Genomic DNA, 17,667 nt, shown 5'->3' on the forward strand with positions numbered 1-17,667 from the left:
TTGTACGTTGCGATACCAGCATTAGCTGGGTTGCCGGGTTTGGCTTGAACTAGCCGCTATTGCACCGCACGTCAAATTGGACCGATAGAATAAAAACGGCATGACAGTGGGATAGTGGCGTCAAGCGGAGCGCCGGTCACGCGCAGCGGCGGATTTGCGATGACTTCTGACGCATTTTCGACAGGCGCCGGGTTTGCGGCTCGCGATGCTCGAAACAACGCTGAATGGCTCGCTAGCCCCGGTGCTATGCTTGATTCAACTCTTTTCTTTTGCTGGCTGCATGCATGAATTCCGCTGAACCGCGTCCCCTTCAATCGATCGACGGCCCCTCGAAGCAGCGCATCCGCTTCGGCATCATCCTGCTGCCGAACTTCACGCTGACGGCGTTCTCCGGGTTCGTCGACCTGTTGCGCCTGTCCGCTGACGAAGGCGACTTCAGCAAACCCGTGCGCTGTTCGTGGAGCGTGATAGGGGAAACCCTCGCCCCCGTGCGCGCGAGTTGCGGGATTCAGATCACGCCGTGGGAAACCTTCGACAAGGCCGAGCCGTTCGATTACGTCGTGGTGGTAGGCGGCCTGCTGCATTCCGGGCCGGCCGCGAACGACGCAACGCTGGCCTTCATCCGCCGCGCCGCCGCCACCGATGCAACCCTGGTCGGCATGTGCACCAGTGTGTTTTCGCTGATGCGCGCGGGCGTGCTGGACGGCCACCGCATCTGCGTGAGCTGGTTTCACTACTGGGATTTCATTGAACGCTTTCCAGCGGTCAATGAGGAGACGCTGGTAGCAGACAGGCTGTTCGTGATCGACCGCCGGCGCATTACGTGTTCGGGTGGACGGGCGTCGATCGACGTGGCGGCAGCGATCCTGTTGCGCCACTTTGAAACGGCCACGGTACAGAAGGCGCTGCGGATTCTGCTGGTCGACGATATGCAGAAAGGCAATGCGCCACAGCCGCATCCGCCCGGACTTGCACCCGCCGCGCATCCGAAGGTGAAGCGCGCGATTCTGCTAATGGAACAGCACGTGGGCCGCTCGCTGTCGCTCGATGAACTGGCGCGCAAGCTCGATCTGTCGCCGCGTCAACTCGAGCGGCTCTTCAAGGCGGAAACCGGCAAGGCGCCGCAGGCCTACGCGAAGCAGGTGCGCTTGCGCACCGCCGCGTGGCTGCTGACGAGTTCGGATAAGACGGTGGCGGACATTGCCTCCAGCTGCGGCTTTTCCGACGCCTCGCATCTGGGCCGCGAGTTCCGCAAGCAGTTCGGCTTGCCGCCGATGATGTACCGCGAGCAACGTGGCACGGCGGCGGAAGTGGATGACGGCTCGGGATACGACGAGACGTTTCCGGGGCGGGCCCAGGCGATCTAGACCCGGCTACATGACGGCTCAGGATCACGGCCCGGGTCCCTCTTACTGCCCTGCCACGTACGCCTTCACCGCCGGCAAGCCGTCCTTGCCATCAAACGTCTTGACACCGGCAAGCCACTTGTCGAGCACGCCCGGATTCGCCTTCAGCCAATCCTTTGCCGCCTTGTTCGGATCGGTCTTGTTCATGATCGGCAGCATCACGTGGTTCTCGATATCGGTCGTGAAGTGCAGGTTCGATACGAGTTTCGCGACGTTCGGGCAACGCGTCGAGTAATCGGTCGGGACGACCGTCATCACTTTGGCTTCGCCGTAGTTCGGCCCGAACACGTCGTCGCCACCGGACAGATAGTCGATCTTCATCTGCACGTTCATCGGATGCGGTTCCCAGCCGAGAAACACGATCGGCTTCTTGTCGCGAATCGCGCGATTCACTTCGACCAGCATGCCCGCCTCGCTCGACTCCACCAGCTTGAACTTGCCAAGGCCGTACTGGTTGCTGTCGATCATCTTCTTGATCAGCGCATTGCCGTCGTTGCCCGGTTCGATACCGTAGATCTTGCCGTCGAGCTTGTCGTAGTTCTTCGCAATGTCGGCAAAGTTTTTGATGCCCGCCTGATACGCGTAATCCGGCACCGCCAGCGTGTATTTCGCGCCGGTCAGGTTCGGCGTGGGCAGCACGGTGAGCTGACCGGCCTTCCTGAACGGATCGATGATCGGATCCATGGTCGGCGACCAGTAACCGAGAAACACGTCGATCTGCTTGCTCTTCACGCCGGCAAAGGTGATCGGCACCGAGGCGATGGTTTTGGTCGGCTTGTAGCCGAGCCCTTCGAGCACCGTCGAAGCGAGACCGGTAGTTGCCGCGATATCGGTCCAGCCGACGTCGGCGAACCGGACGTCCCGGCAAGTGGCAGGTTCCACGGCAAAGACAGACGACACCGACAGCGCGCACAACGACGCAGCCCACAAACGTTTCATGGCGTTCCCTCAGGGTGATTGAAGCTAGACTGGTTTTATCAACCGGATTTTCCAGGCGCGATTAATCGCACCGACTTTCTTGATGCCAACTCATTTACGCCAACCTGTTCACGCCGACAGCCGCCGCTCGACGCTCGGCGCGTGACCAAACTGCGCACGATAGGCCTTGCTGAAATGACACGGCGAATGAAAGCCGCACACGGCCGTTACGCGTGCAATCGATGCGTCCGTGTTGCGCAGCAGTTCGCGTGCACGGCGCAAGCGCAAGGTCAGGTAGTAGTGCGTTGGCGATACGCTCAGGAACATCTTGAACATGCGCTGCAAATGACGTTGCGACAGATGCACGAGCCGCGCAAGTTCATCGAGCGATAACGGCTCTTCGATATTCGCCTCCATCAAGCGCACGACCTCGATCAATTCCGCCCGTGAGAAGCCCACCCGCGCATCGACCGGAATATGCTGATAGTCGGTCGAACCACGAATCCGCTCGACAATGAACTGCTCGGACACCTGTGCCGCGACCGCATGGCCGAGGCGCATGCCCACCAGGTTCAACATCAGATCGAGCGGCGCGGTACCGCCCGTGCAAGTCAGCCGGTCGCGGTCGATCACGAACAGCTCGTCGGCGAAACGCACATGCGGGTAACTTTTGTGCAACGGCGACATATCTTCCCAATGCACGGTACAGCGATAACCGTCGAGCAGGTTCGCGGCCAGCAGCGCGTAGGGCCCGGTACACAGTCCGCCAAGCGGAATCCCTTTGGACGCAACGTCCCGCAGCAACGCGATCACCGTATCGTTCACGTAATCGCGCACATGCCAGCCGGCGCAGACGATCAGTACATCCGGCATACCCGCTTCGGCGAGCGTCGTGGTCGGCTTCACGGTGATGCCGTTGCTCGCTCGCGCCGGCTCGCCGTCCGGTGTAATCACCGACCATGTGTAGTGCTGCGCGCGGCCCACGTAATTGGCCATGCGTAGCACTTCGACCGCGCTCGTGAACGCGATCATCGAAAAGTTCGGCAGCGTCAGAAAGCCGAAGTGCGCGAGCCCGGACAACTGCGAATCGGCCGGGGCCTCGACAGTAGGAATCGCATCGCGCTTCATAGGCGGCTCAGCTGTGCTGCGCCGTCGGTGCCCGGCGCACCTTCATGACGCTGCGCAGACCTGACAATAACGGTGCGCGCACCGTGCCCGGCGAGCGGCCGAAGCTCTCCGTGATGCGGTCGAGAATGATCGCCAGCATCACCACCGAGAGACCGCTTTCAAAGCCAAGACCGATATCGAGCCGCTGAATACTCGCCAGCACGTCGTTGCCGAGACCGCCGGCGCCCACCATCGAAGCGATGATCACCATCGAGAGCGCCATCATGATGGTCTGGTTCACACCCGTCATGATCGACGGCAGTGCATTCGGAAACTGCACCTTGTACAGCAATTGCAGCGGCGTGCAGCCGAACGCCTGCCCTGCTTCGACGATCTCGCGATTCACATGCTTGATACCGAGCGAGGTGAGACGCACGGCGGGCGGCATCGCGAAGATCACCGTGGAGAGAATCCCCGGCACGCGGCCGAGACCGAACAGCATCGCGGCCGGAATCAGGTAGACGAACGCGGGCATGGTCTGCATCAGGTCGAGCACAGGGCGCACGATCGTTTCCACGGTGCGGCTCTTCGCGGTCCAGATGCCCAGCGGCACGCCGAGCAGCAAGCTGATCAAGGTCGACGAGAGCGTGAGGCCGAGTGTAATCACCATCTGATCCCAGAACCCGGTGCCGTAGATCAGCAGCATCGCGAGCAAGGTGAACAGCGCGAAACGCCAACCCACTCGCCACAGACCGACGCCGACAAAAAACGCCATCAACGCCCACATCGGCACTGCTTGCAGGCTGTGTTCGATCAGCGCGGCAAAACTCTCGATGACCTTGCCGATGGAGTCGAAGGTTTTCGCGTCGTGGTCGAGCAGATAGTGAACGCCGTGATCGACCCAGGCGCCAAGTGGAATGATTTCAGACATGAGAACCTCTATGGCGCGTGAGAACATGCAACACGTTCGTCTTGTTGACCGAACCGCAGTAGGAGCCATCCGCTTCCACAACCGGCAGCGGCGCCCGGCTCGCGACTACGCGCTCGACGACGTCGTCCAGCGGCGTGGTGCGACGGATGCATTCAACGTGATTGAGTTGTGGCGAAGCGCTACCCGTCGCATCGCGGCACACGAAGCCGCGAATCTTGCGTTCGGCGTCGAGCACGAACGCGTATTCCGCGCTGCCGTTGAGCGTCGCGGCCACGCTCGAGGCGTCGATCTGCGGCGAATGCTGCATGAGCGGCACCGCATCCGTTTGCATCAGATCGCCCGCTGTCAGATAGCGGCTGGTGTCGATGCCTTCGAAGAACGCGCGGACATAGTCGTCGGCGGGGTTCGTGATGATTTCCTGCGGGGTGCCGATCTGCACCACCTTGCCGCCTTCCATGATCGCGATCCGGGTGCCGATGCGCATCGCCTCTTCCAGATCGTGCGAGACGAACAGGATGGTGCGTTGCTGCTCGCGCTGCAGATCGAGCAGCACGTTCTGCATTTCCTTGCGCTTGAGCGGATCGAGCGCCGAGAACGCTTCGTCCATGATCATCAGCGACGGATTGACTGCCAGCGCCCGTGCCAGACCCACGCGCTGCTGCATGCCGCCGGACAGTTGGGCCGGCAACTTTTCCGCAAACGGCGCGAGGCCGACCTGTTCGAGCACGGCCATGGCGCGCTTCTCGCGCTCCTTCTTGCCGACGCCCGCCACTTCCAGCCCGAACGCCGCGTTGGAGAGCACCGTGCGCTGCGGCATCAACGCGAAGGACTGGAACACCATGCTCATGTCCTTGCGGCGCAACGCGGTGAGTTCCGAGCGCGGCACGCTCGCCACGTCGCGGCCGTCGATCAGGACTTTGCCGGCGGTCGGTTCGACGAGCCGGTTGATCAGGCGAATCAGCGTCGACTTGCCGGAACCGGACAGGCCCATCAGCACGAAGATCTCGCCTTCCTTGACTTCGAACGATACGTTGTGGACACCGACTATCTGACCGGTGCGCGCGAACACTTCCTCTTTGGTTGCGCCACCTGCCAGCATGCCGAGCGCCTGTTTCGGACTGGTGCCGAACACCTTGCACAGCCCTTCAACCACGACCTTGGGTGAATTCATTGAACGCTCTCCTTTGTCGACCGCAGTTAGCGCTTTAGCGCTTACTGCGGTCCCATGCAAAGCTGTCGACCACAGTTAGCGCTTCAGCGCTTACTGTGGTCCCATGCAAAGCTGTCGACCGCAGTTAGCGCTTCAGCGCTTACTGTGGTCCCATGCAAAGCTGTCGACCCGAGTTAGCGCTTTAGCGCCTACTCCGGTCCCATGCAAGCCAATTGCTGCAGTGGCGGACGTCTGTCCGCGCTGTGCATACATAGTTGCCAGAAAAAAGTACGCCTAGCCGACTATTTGCGACAACCACATGTGGAAATACGACACCGCTCTCGCGCGGATGCCGGCAAGCGGCGATCAAAGCCCTGTTGGGCAAGGGTTTGCGAGGTGTCGGAGGGATCAGCCGGGCGTGTCGCGCCAGAGCAAGTGGGCGTGCTCCGGTGGAAAAAAGACGTGCATGGAAGACGTTGCCGGCAAACTTGCGGCGATGCAGCAAGCACACTGCCGCTCAGCGGGCGCGATTGCGCAGCCGTGGCCGTCCCCGATGATCAATGCTCGATGCTCAAGATCGCGTGCAACAGACGATCCGCCCGCGAAAAATACCAGATCGCAAGGCCGCCCAGCACCGGATACATGCAGCACAAGCGCGCGAGCGACCAAACCTCAGCAGAAAAGCTCATTGCATTGACCGCCCAGGGTGGAGGTTCGTCGGCAAAAATTCGAAATGGCGCGATCTGGCTACAAGTTGCCGGTTCAGGCCGAAAAATGCTGAGGGTTGCACCCGACAGAGGAAAAACGAGCCGTGCACACGATCCATGGTGCACGACTTTCATTACATTAGTCTTAAGGGCGGCCGACGTCACTTCGGGTTAGCCATATCGGCTCCCGCCCCAACGCTGCTGTCACGAGATTGACACGCCCATGAGCACCCGCGAGTTCATTGCGGCGCGGGCGCCGCCCGATATCCGCGCCGGCCGATAGCCAGAGCGAGCATGGCCGACACCGCGAGACTCGCTGCCACGACATAGAGTCCGGCCGCATATCCTCCTGTCACGCTCTTCAGCCAGCCGATCGCGAACGGCCCGACGAAACCGCCGAGGTTGCCGATCGAATTGATCATGGCGATACCGGCCGCCGCGCCGGCGCCCGAGAGAAAGGTACTCGGCATGGCCCACAACGGCGCCTTGGCCGCACTAATGCCCACGTTCACGACGATCAGCGCAAGTACCACCGCGACGACGGTGTCCGCAAAACCAGCCCATGCGAGCCCGACACCTGCCGCGACGCATGGAATCACCACATGCCACGTGCGCTCTCCCGTGCGATCCGAGTGGCGCGCCCACATCACCATGCCGACCACGGCCAGCACGCTGGGAATTGCATTCAATGCACCCGTGCCGAGTGCGCTAAAGCCAAATTGACGAATGATCAGCGGCGCCCATAAGCCGAGCGTATAAAGACCCGCGGACGTGCCGAAGTAAATCATCGACATGATCCACACACGCGGGTCGCGCAGCGCGGCAAGTGCGCCTGCCGCGTGGCCTGCTTGCGACTCACGTCCCGCACGTTCCTCCCGCAAGGTCGCGATCAGCCACGCTTTCTCATCCGCGGCGAGCCATGCCGCTTTCTCAGGTGAATCGGTAAGCGCTTTCAACACCACGAAACCGAGAATGACGGCTGGAATCGCTTCGATGATGAACAGCCATTGCCAGTCTTTCAGCCCGAGCAGCGCCGGCATCTGCATGATGGCGCCTGAGATGGGGGAACCGATTGCCGTCGACAGAGGCGCGGCCGCCATGAACGCCGCGGCCGCGACTGCACGTTGACGCGCGGGAAACCACTGGCTGAGATAGAGAATGATGCCGGGAAAGAAACCGGCTTCCGCGACCCCGAGCAAAAACCGCAGCACGTAGAACGAGTTCGGCCCAACGACAAACGCGGACGCCGCCGACACCAGCCCCCACGTCACCATCACGCGCGCAATCCAGATACGCGCACCGACCTTGTTCAGAATAAGGTTCGACGGCACCTCGAACAGGAAGTACCCAAGAAAGAAGATGCCGCCGCCGAGTCCGAACATGGTCGGCGAAAGGCCCAGATCCTTATTCATCGTGAGCGCGGCGAAACCGACGTTCACACGATCGAGAAAGCTGACGAAGTAAAGCAACATGACGAACGGCAAAATGCGCCACGTCAGCTTGCGAACCACACGGGCTTGCAATTCATTGGCCATGCGAGTCTCCATTCTTTGAATCGCCCGTGACGTGCTCGTCCGGGCGTTATGTTCTTGTGAAATGCGTGCGTTGCGTGTTGTGCGTTGCGTGTTGTGCGTTGCGTGTTGTGCGTTGCGCGTTGCGCGTTGCAGGGTTCCGGGTTCAGGCTGCCTTGAACTGCGCCGCCGGTTCCGCTGCGAGAATTGCGCAGACGGCATCGGTCACCTGCACAGTCGTCGCCGTGCCGCCAAGGTCGCCGGTGTGCAACGCCGGATCAGCGGTGATGCGTTCGATCGCGCTCATCAATTGCTGCGCGGCGGCCGCCTCGCCCAGGTGCTCGAGCATCATCACCACCGACCAGAACGTGCCGACCGGATTGGCGAGCCCCTTGCCCATGATGTCGAAAGCGGAGCCGTGAATCGGTTCGAACATCGACGGATAGCGCCGCTCGGGATCCAGATTCGCGGTCGGCGCAATGCCGAGGCTGCCGGCCAGCGCCGCGGCCAGATCGCTAAGAATGTCCGCGTGAAGGTTGGTCGCGACGATCGTATCGAGCGTTGCAGGACGATTGACCATGCGCGCGGTGGCGGCGTCGACCAGTTCCTTGTCCCATTTGACGTCGGGAAATTCCTTTGAGACTTCGAGCGCGATCTCGTCCCACATCACCATCGCGTGACGTTGCGCATTGCTCTTGGTAATTACCGTCAGCAGCTTGCGCGGCCGCGACTGGGAGAGGCGGAATGCGAATCGAAGAATGCGCTCGACACCCGCGCGGGTCATCATCGAAACATCCGTCGCCACTTCGATCGGATGGCCCTGATGCGCGCGCCCACCTACGCCGGAGTACTCGCCCTCCGAGTTCTCGCGAACGATCACCCAGTCGAGATCCTTCGGCCCGCAGCGCTTTAACGGCGCGTCGATACCGGCAAGGATACGGGTGGGACGCACGTTCGCGTATTGATCGAAGCCCTGACAGATTTTCAGGCGCAGCCCCCACAGCGTCACGTGATCGGGAATATGCGGGTCGCCCGCCGAGCCGAACAGAATGGCGTCTTTATTGCGGATGGCGTCGAGCCCGTCAGCCGGCATCATCACGCCATGTTCGCGGTAGAAATCGCCGCCCCAGGCGAAGTTCTCGAACTCGAACTGGAAGGCGTCGCTGCGCGCGGCGATGGCTTCGAGAACCCGTTGGCCTGCCGGCACGACTTCCTTGCCGATGCCGTCGCCGGGAATGGTTGCGATGCGGTAGGTCTTCACTGGCGTCTCCTGGATGTTGAATGGTTGACTGCATCCTAGAACGAGGACCGCTCGCGAAAACGCTGCTAGACTCAAAGCATCCTTAACCTGAAGTTAACAATGGACTCCGGTCAGAGCGGCTCATTGGTCTGCTCACTAGCCAGTTCATTGCCCAACCAAGATGACCTCAGCGATACACCCGGACGACCTCGCCTTCTTCTCCACGCTCGCCGCAAGCGGCAGCCTGACCGCGGCTGCGCGCGAACTCGGTTTGAGCACCGCGGCCGTGAGCAAGCATCTGGCGCAAATGGAATCGCGTGCGGGCGTGTCGCTCGTCAACCGCACAACGCGGCGCATGAGTCTCACGCCGGAGGGCGAACTTTATCTGACCCGCGCACGGCGCATCCTGAGTGAAATGGACGACCTGGCCCAATTGCTCGGCGGTTCGCAGGCCGCGCCGAAAGGTTTGCTGCGCGTGAACGCGACCCTCGGCTTTGGCCGCAGTCACGTGGCGCCGCTGATTTCGCAGTTCGTGCGGCGCTTTCCCGAAGTGGACGTGCAACTGCAACTCTCCGTCGACCCACCGCCGATCAGCGACGATGCATTCGACGTGTGCGTGCGTTTCGGCGAACCGCCGGATGCTCGCGTGATTGCTCGGCGGGTTGCGTCCAATCGGCGGCTGCTTTGCGCATCGCCCGCGTATTTCGCCAAACGGCGCACGCCGCGCAGTCCGGCGGAGTTATCGCAACACAACTGCATCGGCATCCGTCAGGGCGACGACGGCTATGGGCTATGGCGCCTAACCAGCGGACGCGGTTCGGCCGAAAAAACCGAGACGGTTCGCGTGCGAGGCAACCTCACCACCAATGACGGCGAGATCGCAGTGAAGTGGGCGCTGGACGGCCACGGCATTCTGATGCGGGCGGAATGGGATATCGCGGAGTATCTCGCCGATGGCCGCCTGATCCACGTCCTGCCGGAATACCGCACACCGGGCGCCGATATTTACGCGGTGTATCCGCAACAGTTGCAAATGACCGCGCGGGTCAAGGCATTCGTCGACATGCTGATCGAGGCGCTCGGTGCGCGCTGAATCGATTTCCGGCTAGTTCTGCAATGCAGAACATCTATGTCAAGCGGACAGGTGACAATTCAAACCGGGTAATTCCCGCAATTTCCTTGTATTACATAGCCTTACGGCGCGAATCAAGCACACCGAAAACGCCTGGTGTTTTCCCTAGTCTGGCCTGCATTGCAGTCCAATCAAGCGATTTCCCCCGTTGACACAGAACGAACGGTCGTGCCAAATTGCGCCTGCATCCTGTGCGCAAGCACGCGACCAATGAACTCATAGCCGCGCCGAGCCGCCCCACAGATCAGGAGACAAGCCAGCAGGCAACCGGACTCGAGGTGCCCTCCAGCAGATCTATTATTTTGCAATCCTTAGCAGATTGCGAAGGCGTTTCGTCGCCCATTGAAATCGTATCGCGCAACAGATCGCCAGAACCTTGCAGCACACGCATTACTTCGCCCGTTCACCCGATTCCAATAAACAAGGAGACACGAAGCATGCAGGCAAGTTATCGCAATCGGCTTGGAACCATTCTTGGATTAGTCGGCGCATGCGCGCTAGGCGCCGCTCAAAGCGCCCATGCGCAAAGCAGCGTCACGCTGTACGGTATCGTCGACGGCTCCCTGCTCTACACCAGCAAAACACTCAACCCGGCGACCGGCCAGAGCGCCGGGCATCAGTACTCGTTTACCGACAGCGGCCTGTCTGGTTCGCGCTTCGGCATGCGTGGCGCGGAAGATCTCGGCGGCAGCACGCGCGCGATCTTCGAACTCGAAAGCGGCATCAGCATCGCCAACGGCTCGCTCAGCAATTCGAACGGCAACGAATTCGGCCGTCAGGCATGGGTCGGCATCGATAGCCGCTACGGTACGGTCAAGGCCGGCCTGCAATTCTCGCCCTTCTTCCTCGCGGTGTACGACTTCGATCCGCGCGAGATGTCGTATTTCGGCAGCGGTCTGGTCACCTACCTCAATAACGTCTACGTGACCGGCCTGTTCAACCCGAACGGCATTTCGTACACGTCGCCGGAAATCGCTGGATTGCAAGCCAGCGCGATGATGGCGCTAGGCGGCACAGCCGGGGATTTTCAGGCGGGCCGCCAGTACTCGGCGAGCCTGCGTTATCACCTCGGCTCGCTGACCGTCGATGCCGCGCTTTACAGCGGCAACGCCGGCGGCAGCGCGGCATCGATCGCCATTCCGAGCGTGGTCGAATTCGACGGCCGCGCAATCGGCGCCAGCTACGTGTTCAACAACCTGACCGTGAAAGCGTCCTACGTGCAGTACAAGGTGGCGGGCTCGTTCAACGATCGAGTCTATTCAGGCGGCGCCAGCTATCGCATCACCCCCGCGCTGACCGTCGATGCGGGCGTGTGGGTCACGCGCGACGGCAACAACTCGTCGAACAATTCGATACTTGCATCCACCGGGCTCGATTACTCGTTGTCGAAGGCTACCGTGGTGTATGGGCAAGCGGGCTTCGTCACCAACCACGGCGCGATGCACACCGGTTTGTCCGTCAACAATGCGCTGAACGAAGCGACCGGCACAACTGCCGGTGTGAACCTCGGTATCCGGCACATGTTCTAGCACGCAGGTGCGCAACGAGAGAGGCCGGCGTGCCGCGCGAAGCGGTGCGCCGGACGGATCATGCGGAGCGATGCACTACAGATCGTAGCCGGGATTGCGCCGTGTCAGACGCCGCAGCAGGCCGGGCCACACCAGATCGGCGCCCTTGCCTTTGCTCACTTGACGCGCCTGCTCACCCATCGTTTCGATAATCGATTGCGGTACTTCGATCAGCTTGCCGCCTGCTTGCGCGAGAATCTGGATACGACATGACGTTTCGAACAGATACATCGCCTGAAATGCTTCGGCGACGGTGCGTCCACAGGTCAGTAGTCCGTGATTGCGCAGCATCATGTAATTGGCCTCACCGAGATCGGCGACCAACCTCGCCTTCTCCGCATCGCGCAGCGCGACGCCTTCATAGTCGTGATAGGCGAGATTCGTCAGCACGAAACCGGATTGTTGCGACAACGGCAGCAAGCCGGCCTCTTGCGCGGCGACCGCGATGCCATGCGCCGTATGTGTGTGCAGCACGCAGTTCACGTTGGGCCGCGCTTCGTGCACGGCGCTATGAATCACGAAGCCGGCAGGATTCACGTCGAACGGGGTCGGCATGACAGGTTGCCCCTCATGGTCCACCTTGACCAGACTCGATGCCGTGATTTCTTCGAAGAACAGGCCGTACGGGTTGATCAGAAACTCATGCTCGCGGCCTGGTACACGTGCCGAAATATGCGTGAACACCAGGTCGTCCCAACCGAACAACGCGACTAGCCGGTAGGCAGCAGCAAGCTCGACACGGACCTGCCACTCTTCTGGCGACACCATCTGACGAACGCTGGGGATATCAAGTGCGGAGTTCATGGAGGACACCTTGAGCCAAGCGATGAACATCATGTTGACGGCCGCTTTGTGAAGCATTCACGCGCGGATGTGGGGAGCGCATTAGCGGTGGAATGATTTCTGCATTGCAGAATACTGGGCCGCACAAAGCGAAGTCAAGCTGACTTCCCTTTTCACCAACGCTGCTCGTGAGCGCAGCGGATAAACCTTCTATCTATGCCGAATACAAGTAACGGCGCGGCTCCCGGGCGATGTTCACGGCTTCGTCAAACGCACTGGCTCAGTGCATGTGCCATCTAAGTGACTTCCCTAATAATCTGCATTGCAGAACAATCAAATGGAAAAACCTATTGACGAAAAGCGAACGCCCGTGCCAAATTTCTCTCGCGCCGCCTTTGCAATTTACGCCGATGCGCGCGTGTTTCAAACCGTCGACAAACGGCGACAAACGTCGACAAACGTCGATACCGGTCGCCGGATTCAGGCAGCGGCTGTTGTCCCGTCCGTAGTCAGGCGTGTGGCGATGCATCCCCTGAACCCAGGGTAAGCATTGCGCGGCACGCCTTCCGTTGGAGGGTGTAAAAGCGTGGATATGTTTTTGCAGCAGGTTCTCAACGGGTTGACGCTGGGCGGCATTTACAGCCTCGTCGCGCTCGGACTCACGCTGGTCTACGGCATTCTCGCGGTGCCGAACTTCGCCCACGGCGCGTTCTACATGGTTGGCGCGTTCGTCTCGTTCTACCTGATGAGCCGGCTCGGCTGGAACTACTGGCTTGCCATGATCGGCTCGGGCCTCGCGGTCGCGGTACTCGCGATCCTCGCCGAGAGACTGGTGTTCCATCCGCTGCGCAAATCTTCCGAACTGCATCCGATGATCGCCGCGATCGGCCTCCTGCTGTTTCTCGAAGCGGGTGCGCAGGCGATCTGGGGCGCGGATTTTCATCGCATGGCCACGCCCTACGCCGGGATCGTCGACCTCGGCGGCGTAACCGCACCGTTGCAGCGTCTGCTGATCATCGGCGCGGCGTTCGCATTGGTGGTGCTGCTGCAACTCTTCCTCCGATACACGGTGATCGGCTCGAGCATCATCGCGATGGCGCAGGACCGCGAAGGCGCGTCGCTGATGGGCATCGACGCCAACAAGGTGACGATGCTGACCTTCGGCATCTCGGGCCTGCTTGCCGCCGTGGCGGCCACACTGTACGCGCCGATCAACCTCGTCTATCCGGCGATGGGTCAACTGGTGATCCTGAAGGCCTTCGTCATCATCATTCTCGGCGGCATGGGCAGCGTGCCGGGCGCGATCGTTGGCGGCCTGATCATCGGCATGGCCGAGAGCTTCGGCGCGTTCTACATTTCGACCGACTACAAGGACATCATCGCCTTCGTGCTGCTGGTGGTGATTCTGTCGGTTCGTCCTCAAGGACTGTTCACCAGGGAACTGCGCGCATCGTGAAATCAGTCATGAAAATATTCGAGGGCAAGCGTGGATGGACGCTGTTGTTCGTGCTGGGCCTCGTGTTCCCGTTTCTGGCCACCAACGACTACATGCTCACGGTGATGTCCACCGCCTACATCTTCGCGCTGGCCACCGTCGGGCTGAATCTGATCACCGGCTATACGGGACAGTTCAATCTCGCGCACGGCAGCTTCATGGCGGTGGGCGCATACACCGCGGGCATTCTGACGGTCGACCATCAGGTGCCATTCTGGCTCGCGTTCATTGCCTCAGGTGTGGTTGTCGCGATACTGGGCGCGCTGGTCGGTCTCGTTTCGTTGCGTCTGCGTGGTCATTACTTTTCCATTTTCACCCTGTGCGTCGGCTACATCATGTTTCTCGTGATCGAGAAATGGGACAGCCTCACGCATGGCGTCTCGGACATCGTCGGCATTCCGGCGCCGTCGGGCTTCGGCATCGTGTCGTTTGAGAACCCGCTGCCGCTCTATTACCTGGTGTTTGCGTTCCTCGTGCTCGGTGTATGGCTGATGCATCGCATCGTCAATTCGCTGCTCGGCCGGACCTTCATGGCGATCCGCAATAGCGACGGCCTCGCGCAATCGCTCGGCATCAATCTGATGCGCAACAAGGTGCTGGCCTTCGTGTTGTCGGTCGTCTATGCCGGGTTCGCAGGCGGTCTCTATGCGGGCGCCGTGCGCTTTCTCGGCCCGGATCTGGCCGGCGTCGAGCACACCTTCGACATGACCATGTACATGCTGGTAGGCGGTATCGGCACCCTCGCCGGCCCGCTGCTCGGTGCGCTCGCCATACCATGGCTCACACAGTATCTGCAGTTCCTGCAGGCGTACCGCTTCGTCGTGTTCGGGCCGATCCTGATTCTGCTGGTGATCTTTCTACCGAACGGTATCGTCGGTTTGTATATCGCAAGAAAAAACCGGCATGCGAAATCGGCTTCGCCGAAGAACGGCATGGCCGCACGTCAACCGCAAGCCGCGCGCGGAGACCGCCATGCTTGAAATCGACTCGCTCAGCAAACGCTTCGGCGGCCTCGTCGCGGTGGACGACGTCAGCACGCATATCGAAGCCGGCAAGATCAACGCGATCATTGGGCCGAACGGCGCGGGCAAAACCACCTTCTTCAATCTGATCAGCGGCACCCATCTGCCGAGTTCAGGACGCATCCTCTTCAAAGGCCAGGATGTAACAAAGCTGGGCGCCGATCGGATGGCGCGCCTCGGTGTCGCGCGCACCTTTCAATCAACCGCGCTGTTCGATCGGGCCAGCGTGCTCGACAACCTGATCGTCGGTCACCGGCTGCGTACGCGCTCGGGGCTATGGGACGTACTGACTCATTCGGCGCGGCTCAAGCAGGAAGAACGCATCTGCCGCGACAAGGCGCGCGAGGCGCTGGACTTCGTCGGCTTGTCGGCGATCGCGGAACGGATGGCGGGCGACATCTCGCAGGAAGAGCGCAAACGCGCGGCCGTGGCACTCGCGCTTGCCACTGAACCGAGTCTGATGCTGCTCGACGAACCGGCGGGCGGCGTGAATCCGGAAGAGACCGAAGGGCTTGCCGAACTGATCCGCAAGCTGGTGAAACACGGCGTGACGGTGTGCCTTGTTGAGCACAAGATGAATATGATCATGAAGCTCGCCGACCGCATCATGGTGCTGAACTACGGCAAGAAAATCGCCGAAGGCACGCCCGCCGAAATTCGCGCGACCCCGGCCGTGATCGACGCCTACCTGGGGAGCGAGCATGCTGAAGTTTGACAACGTCTCGCTCGATTACGGCAGCTTCCGCGCACTGGACGGCATCAATCTGCACGCGAACGACGGTGAGCTGGTGGTGCTGCTTGGCGCAAACGGCGCGGGCAAGAGTTCGATCTTTCTCGCCACGAGCGGCCTGCGGCGCGCCGCGAGCGGCAGCCTGCGCCTGGGCACGCGCGAGCTGCTCGGCATGACGCCCGCGCAGATCGTCAAGAACGGTGTGATCCAATGCCCCGAAGGCCGCAAGCTGTTCCCGGGTATGTCGGTGCTGAAGAACCTCACGCTCGGCGCATACGTGCATCGCGGCGACAAAGCCGGCAATCAGCGCAATCTGGATCAGGTGTTCGCACTCTTCCCGCTTCTCGCCGAACGCAAGGACCATCCGGCGGGTTCGCTGTCGGGCGGCCAGCAACAGATGGTGGCGATCGGCCGCGCGATGATGGCGCGGCCCAAGGTGCTGCTGCTCGACGAACCTTCCCTCGGTCTCGCGCCACTCGTGGTCAAACAGGTATTCGAGGTCATCCAGCAGATCAATCGCGCGGGCACGACTGTGCTGCTCGCCGAACAGAACGCATTCGCGGCACTGAAAATCGCGCACCGTGCGTACGTGATCGAGAACGGCCGCATCGTGCTGGAAGGCGATCACGCGAGTCTGATGAACAACGAAGCGATCCGGCGCGCTTACGTCGGCGGCTGAACGAAATTGACGCATGGCCCGCCGTATGAAGATCATGCGCCAGGCCGATTCGAACAATCCCAAAGGAGACACGCATGACGATCAAACGCTTGTACGCACGGGCGGCTCTGTGCGCGGCTGTCGCGACGACTGCGCTACTGAGCGCGGGCACCGCAATGGCGCAACAGGTGGTCCATATCGGCTACTCGGGCCCGCTGAGCGGCGGCGCGGCGAAGTACGGTCAAGAAGTGCTCGACGGGATGCAGATGGCGGCGGCCGATGTCAATCAGGCCGGCATCGAAGTGGCCGGCAAGAAGATCAAGTTCGAAATCGTGCCGCTCGACGACAAGTACAACCCCGCCGAAACCGCGATCAACGCACGGCGTCTCGCGCAGGAGCAGCAGGCCGCGGTCGTGCTCGTACCGCATTCGGGTGGCGGCTTCGCTGTGCAGACCAGCAACGAACAGCAGAAACTACTGCTGCTCTCCTACACCAGCGTGCCGCAGATCAGCGAGCGCGGCAACAAGCTCACCGTGCGTATTCCGCCCGCGTTCACCTCGTATCTGAACTCGTTCATCAAATACGAAATGGCGACGTACGGCAAGAAAGTGGCGCTCGCCGCCACCGATACCGACTACGGCAAGGTCTGGGTCGCCGCATTCAAACCCGCGTGGGAGGCGGCCGGCGGCACGGTCGTCGCGGACAATGCAATGTCGTATAACCGCGCCACCGATTTCTACAGCGGCGTAAGCCGCGTACTGGCGGCCAAACCCGACGTGATGTTTATCGGCGGCCCGTCCGAACCGACCGGACTGATTGCGCAGCAGGCGCGCGAACTGGGCTTCAAGGGCGGCTTTATCGTGATGGACCAGGCCAAGCTCGACGAAGTGGCCAAGGTCACCGGCGGCTACGCGCCACTGAACGGCGCGATCGGGGTACTGCCCTTAGCCAACGACGAGACGCCAAACGCCAAGGCGTTTGTGGAACGCTTCCGCAAGAGCCACGGCGGCCGTGATCCGAGCCAGGAGGTCTCGCTGAACTACACCGCGGTTTACGCAACGGCCCTCGCGATGAAGCTGGCAGGCACGGTCAGCGACGCGACCGCGATCCGCAATCAGTTCGACAAGGCCGTGAAGGCGCTGCCGCCGCAGGCCAATCCGAACGGCGTGAGCGGGGTCGACGACCACGGCGGCTTTGTGCTCGGCAATCCGCTGGCGGCGGTGGTTCAGGGCGGACAGTTGAAGTCGGCGGGATTGAGTTCGTTGGCCGCGGCGAAGCAATGACGCAATAGTAATAAAGAAGGATTCAA

16 protein-coding genes are annotated in these 17,667 nt (G+C 61.2%); 8 read left to right on the forward strand and 8 right to left on the reverse strand.

Annotated features, from left to right (window positions below; translation table 11 throughout):
• Positions 1–284: 284 nt before the first annotated feature.
• A complete protein-coding gene (locus GH665_RS30220) occupies positions 285–1,367 on the forward strand; it encodes a GlxA family transcriptional regulator (RefSeq protein ID WP_153140847.1) in 1,083 nt (360 codons plus the stop codon).
• Between the two features lie 42 nt (positions 1,368–1,409).
• Here the strand turns inward: GH665_RS30220 and GH665_RS30225 are convergent, their stop codons facing one another.
• The 7 genes from GH665_RS30225 to GH665_RS30255 all read right to left on the reverse strand — a co-directional run bounded on the left by GH665_RS30225 (position 1,410) and on the right by GH665_RS30255 (position 8,991).
• On the reverse strand, positions 1,410–2,345 hold the full coding sequence (locus GH665_RS30225) for a choline ABC transporter substrate-binding protein (RefSeq protein ID WP_153140848.1): 936 nt from the start codon (positions 2,343–2,345) through the stop codon (positions 1,410–1,412).
• A 108-nt stretch (positions 2,346–2,453) separates the two neighbouring features.
• Positions 2,454–3,452: a GlxA family transcriptional regulator gene (locus GH665_RS30230; protein ID WP_153140849.1), complete on the reverse strand. Its 999-nt coding sequence runs from the start codon at positions 3,450–3,452 to the stop codon at positions 2,454–2,456.
• A 7-nt stretch (positions 3,453–3,459) separates the two neighbouring features.
• Complete coding sequence (choW, locus tag GH665_RS30235) at positions 3,460–4,362, reverse strand: choline ABC transporter permease subunit (protein WP_153140850.1); 903 nt, start codon at positions 4,360–4,362, stop codon at positions 3,460–3,462.
• A complete protein-coding gene (locus tag GH665_RS30240; RefSeq protein ID WP_153140851.1) occupies positions 4,355–5,533 on the reverse strand; it encodes a quaternary amine ABC transporter ATP-binding protein in 1,179 nt (392 codons plus the stop codon). Before GH665_RS30240 ends, choW begins: the two co-directional genes overlap by 8 nt.
• 536 nt (positions 5,534–6,069) lie before the next feature.
• Positions 6,070–6,354 carry a hypothetical protein gene (locus GH665_RS30245; RefSeq protein ID WP_153140852.1) on the reverse strand — a complete coding sequence of 95 codons (285 nt, stop codon included), beginning with the start codon at positions 6,352–6,354 and terminating at the stop codon, positions 6,070–6,072.
• Between the two features lie 104 nt (positions 6,355–6,458).
• Positions 6,459–7,754, reverse strand: a complete 1,296-nt coding sequence (locus GH665_RS30250; protein ID WP_153140853.1) for an MFS transporter — start codon at positions 7,752–7,754, stop codon at positions 6,459–6,461.
• A gap of 142 nt (positions 7,755–7,896) precedes the next feature.
• Positions 7,897–8,991, reverse strand: coding sequence for a tartrate dehydrogenase (locus GH665_RS30255; protein ID WP_153140854.1), 1,095 nt, complete (start codon positions 8,989–8,991; stop codon positions 7,897–7,899).
• A 160-nt stretch (positions 8,992–9,151) separates the two neighbouring features.
• Between GH665_RS30255 and GH665_RS30260 the strand changes: the two genes are divergently transcribed.
• Positions 9,152–10,063 carry a LysR family transcriptional regulator gene (locus GH665_RS30260; RefSeq protein ID WP_153140855.1) on the forward strand — a complete coding sequence of 304 codons (912 nt, stop codon included), beginning with the start codon at positions 9,152–9,154 and terminating at the stop codon, positions 10,061–10,063.
• Between the two features lie 476 nt (positions 10,064–10,539).
• Complete coding sequence (locus tag GH665_RS30265; protein WP_153140856.1) at positions 10,540–11,631, forward strand: porin; 1,092 nt, start codon at positions 10,540–10,542, stop codon at positions 11,629–11,631.
• A 75-nt stretch (positions 11,632–11,706) separates the two neighbouring features.
• Here GH665_RS30265 and GH665_RS30270 read toward each other — a convergent pair whose 3' ends face one another.
• Positions 11,707–12,474, reverse strand: a complete 768-nt coding sequence (locus GH665_RS30270) for a class II aldolase/adducin family protein (protein ID WP_153140857.1) — start codon at positions 12,472–12,474, stop codon at positions 11,707–11,709.
• 571 nt (positions 12,475–13,045) lie between these two features.
• Between GH665_RS30270 and GH665_RS30275 the strand changes: the two genes are divergently transcribed.
• The 5 genes from GH665_RS30275 to GH665_RS30295 all read left to right on the forward strand — a co-directional run bounded on the left by GH665_RS30275 (position 13,046) and on the right by GH665_RS30295 (position 17,641).
• Complete coding sequence (locus tag GH665_RS30275; protein WP_425496072.1) at positions 13,046–13,909, forward strand: branched-chain amino acid ABC transporter permease; 864 nt, start codon at positions 13,046–13,048, stop codon at positions 13,907–13,909.
• 8 nt (positions 13,910–13,917) lie between these two features.
• Positions 13,918–14,928 carry a branched-chain amino acid ABC transporter permease gene (locus GH665_RS30280; protein WP_153140859.1) on the forward strand — a complete coding sequence of 337 codons (1,011 nt, stop codon included), beginning with the start codon at positions 13,918–13,920 and terminating at the stop codon, positions 14,926–14,928.
• Entirely contained in the window at positions 14,921–15,685 is a 765-nt protein-coding gene (locus tag GH665_RS30285; RefSeq protein WP_153140860.1) for an ABC transporter ATP-binding protein, read from the forward strand. The genes GH665_RS30280 and GH665_RS30285 overlap by 8 nt, the downstream gene beginning before the upstream one ends.
• Entirely contained in the window at positions 15,672–16,379 is a 708-nt protein-coding gene (locus GH665_RS30290; protein ID WP_106356596.1) for an ABC transporter ATP-binding protein, read from the forward strand. The genes GH665_RS30285 and GH665_RS30290 overlap by 14 nt, the downstream gene beginning before the upstream one ends.
• A gap of 74 nt (positions 16,380–16,453) precedes the next feature.
• A complete protein-coding gene (locus GH665_RS30295) occupies positions 16,454–17,641 on the forward strand; it encodes an ABC transporter substrate-binding protein (protein ID WP_153140861.1) in 1,188 nt (395 codons plus the stop codon).
• Positions 17,642–17,667: the final 26 nt, after the last annotated feature.

This window comes from Paraburkholderia agricolaris (assembly GCF_009455635.1).
Classification (GTDB): domain Bacteria; phylum Pseudomonadota; class Gammaproteobacteria; order Burkholderiales; family Burkholderiaceae; genus Paraburkholderia; species Paraburkholderia agricolaris.

Bases quoted from the DNA above. Each gene is read 5' to 3' on its own strand.
- GH665_RS30220 (WP_153140847.1), top strand. From the start codon at position 285: ATGAATTCCGCTGAACCGCGTCCCCTTCAATCGATCGACGGCCCCTCG.
- GH665_RS30225 (WP_153140848.1), bottom strand. From the start codon at position 2,345: ATGAAACGTTTGTGGGCTGCGTCGTTGTGCGCGCTGTCGGTGTCGTCT.
- GH665_RS30230 (WP_153140849.1), bottom strand. From the start codon at position 3,452: ATGAAGCGCGATGCGATTCCTACTGTCGAGGCCCCGGCCGATTCGCAG.
- choW (WP_153140850.1), bottom strand. From the start codon at position 4,362: ATGTCTGAAATCATTCCACTTGGCGCCTGGGTCGATCACGGCGTTCAC.
- GH665_RS30240 (WP_153140851.1), bottom strand. From the start codon at position 5,533: ATGAATTCACCCAAGGTCGTGGTTGAAGGGCTGTGCAAGGTGTTCGGC.
- GH665_RS30245 (WP_153140852.1), bottom strand. From the start codon at position 6,354: ATGAAAGTCGTGCACCATGGATCGTGTGCACGGCTCGTTTTTCCTCTG.
- GH665_RS30250 (WP_153140853.1), bottom strand. From the start codon at position 7,754: ATGGCCAATGAATTGCAAGCCCGTGTGGTTCGCAAGCTGACGTGGCGC.
- GH665_RS30260 (WP_153140855.1), top strand. From the start codon at position 9,152: ATGACCTCAGCGATACACCCGGACGACCTCGCCTTCTTCTCCACGCTC.
- GH665_RS30265 (WP_153140856.1), top strand. From the start codon at position 10,540: ATGCAGGCAAGTTATCGCAATCGGCTTGGAACCATTCTTGGATTAGTC.
- GH665_RS30270 (WP_153140857.1), bottom strand. From the start codon at position 12,474: ATGAACTCCGCACTTGATATCCCCAGCGTTCGTCAGATGGTGTCGCCA.
- GH665_RS30275 (WP_425496072.1), top strand. From the start codon at position 13,046: ATGTTTTTGCAGCAGGTTCTCAACGGGTTGACGCTGGGCGGCATTTAC.
- GH665_RS30280 (WP_153140859.1), top strand. From the start codon at position 13,918: ATGAAAATATTCGAGGGCAAGCGTGGATGGACGCTGTTGTTCGTGCTG.
- GH665_RS30285 (WP_153140860.1), top strand. From the start codon at position 14,921: ATGCTTGAAATCGACTCGCTCAGCAAACGCTTCGGCGGCCTCGTCGCG.
- GH665_RS30290 (WP_106356596.1), top strand. From the start codon at position 15,672: ATGCTGAAGTTTGACAACGTCTCGCTCGATTACGGCAGCTTCCGCGCA.
- GH665_RS30295 (WP_153140861.1), top strand. From the start codon at position 16,454: ATGACGATCAAACGCTTGTACGCACGGGCGGCTCTGTGCGCGGCTGTC.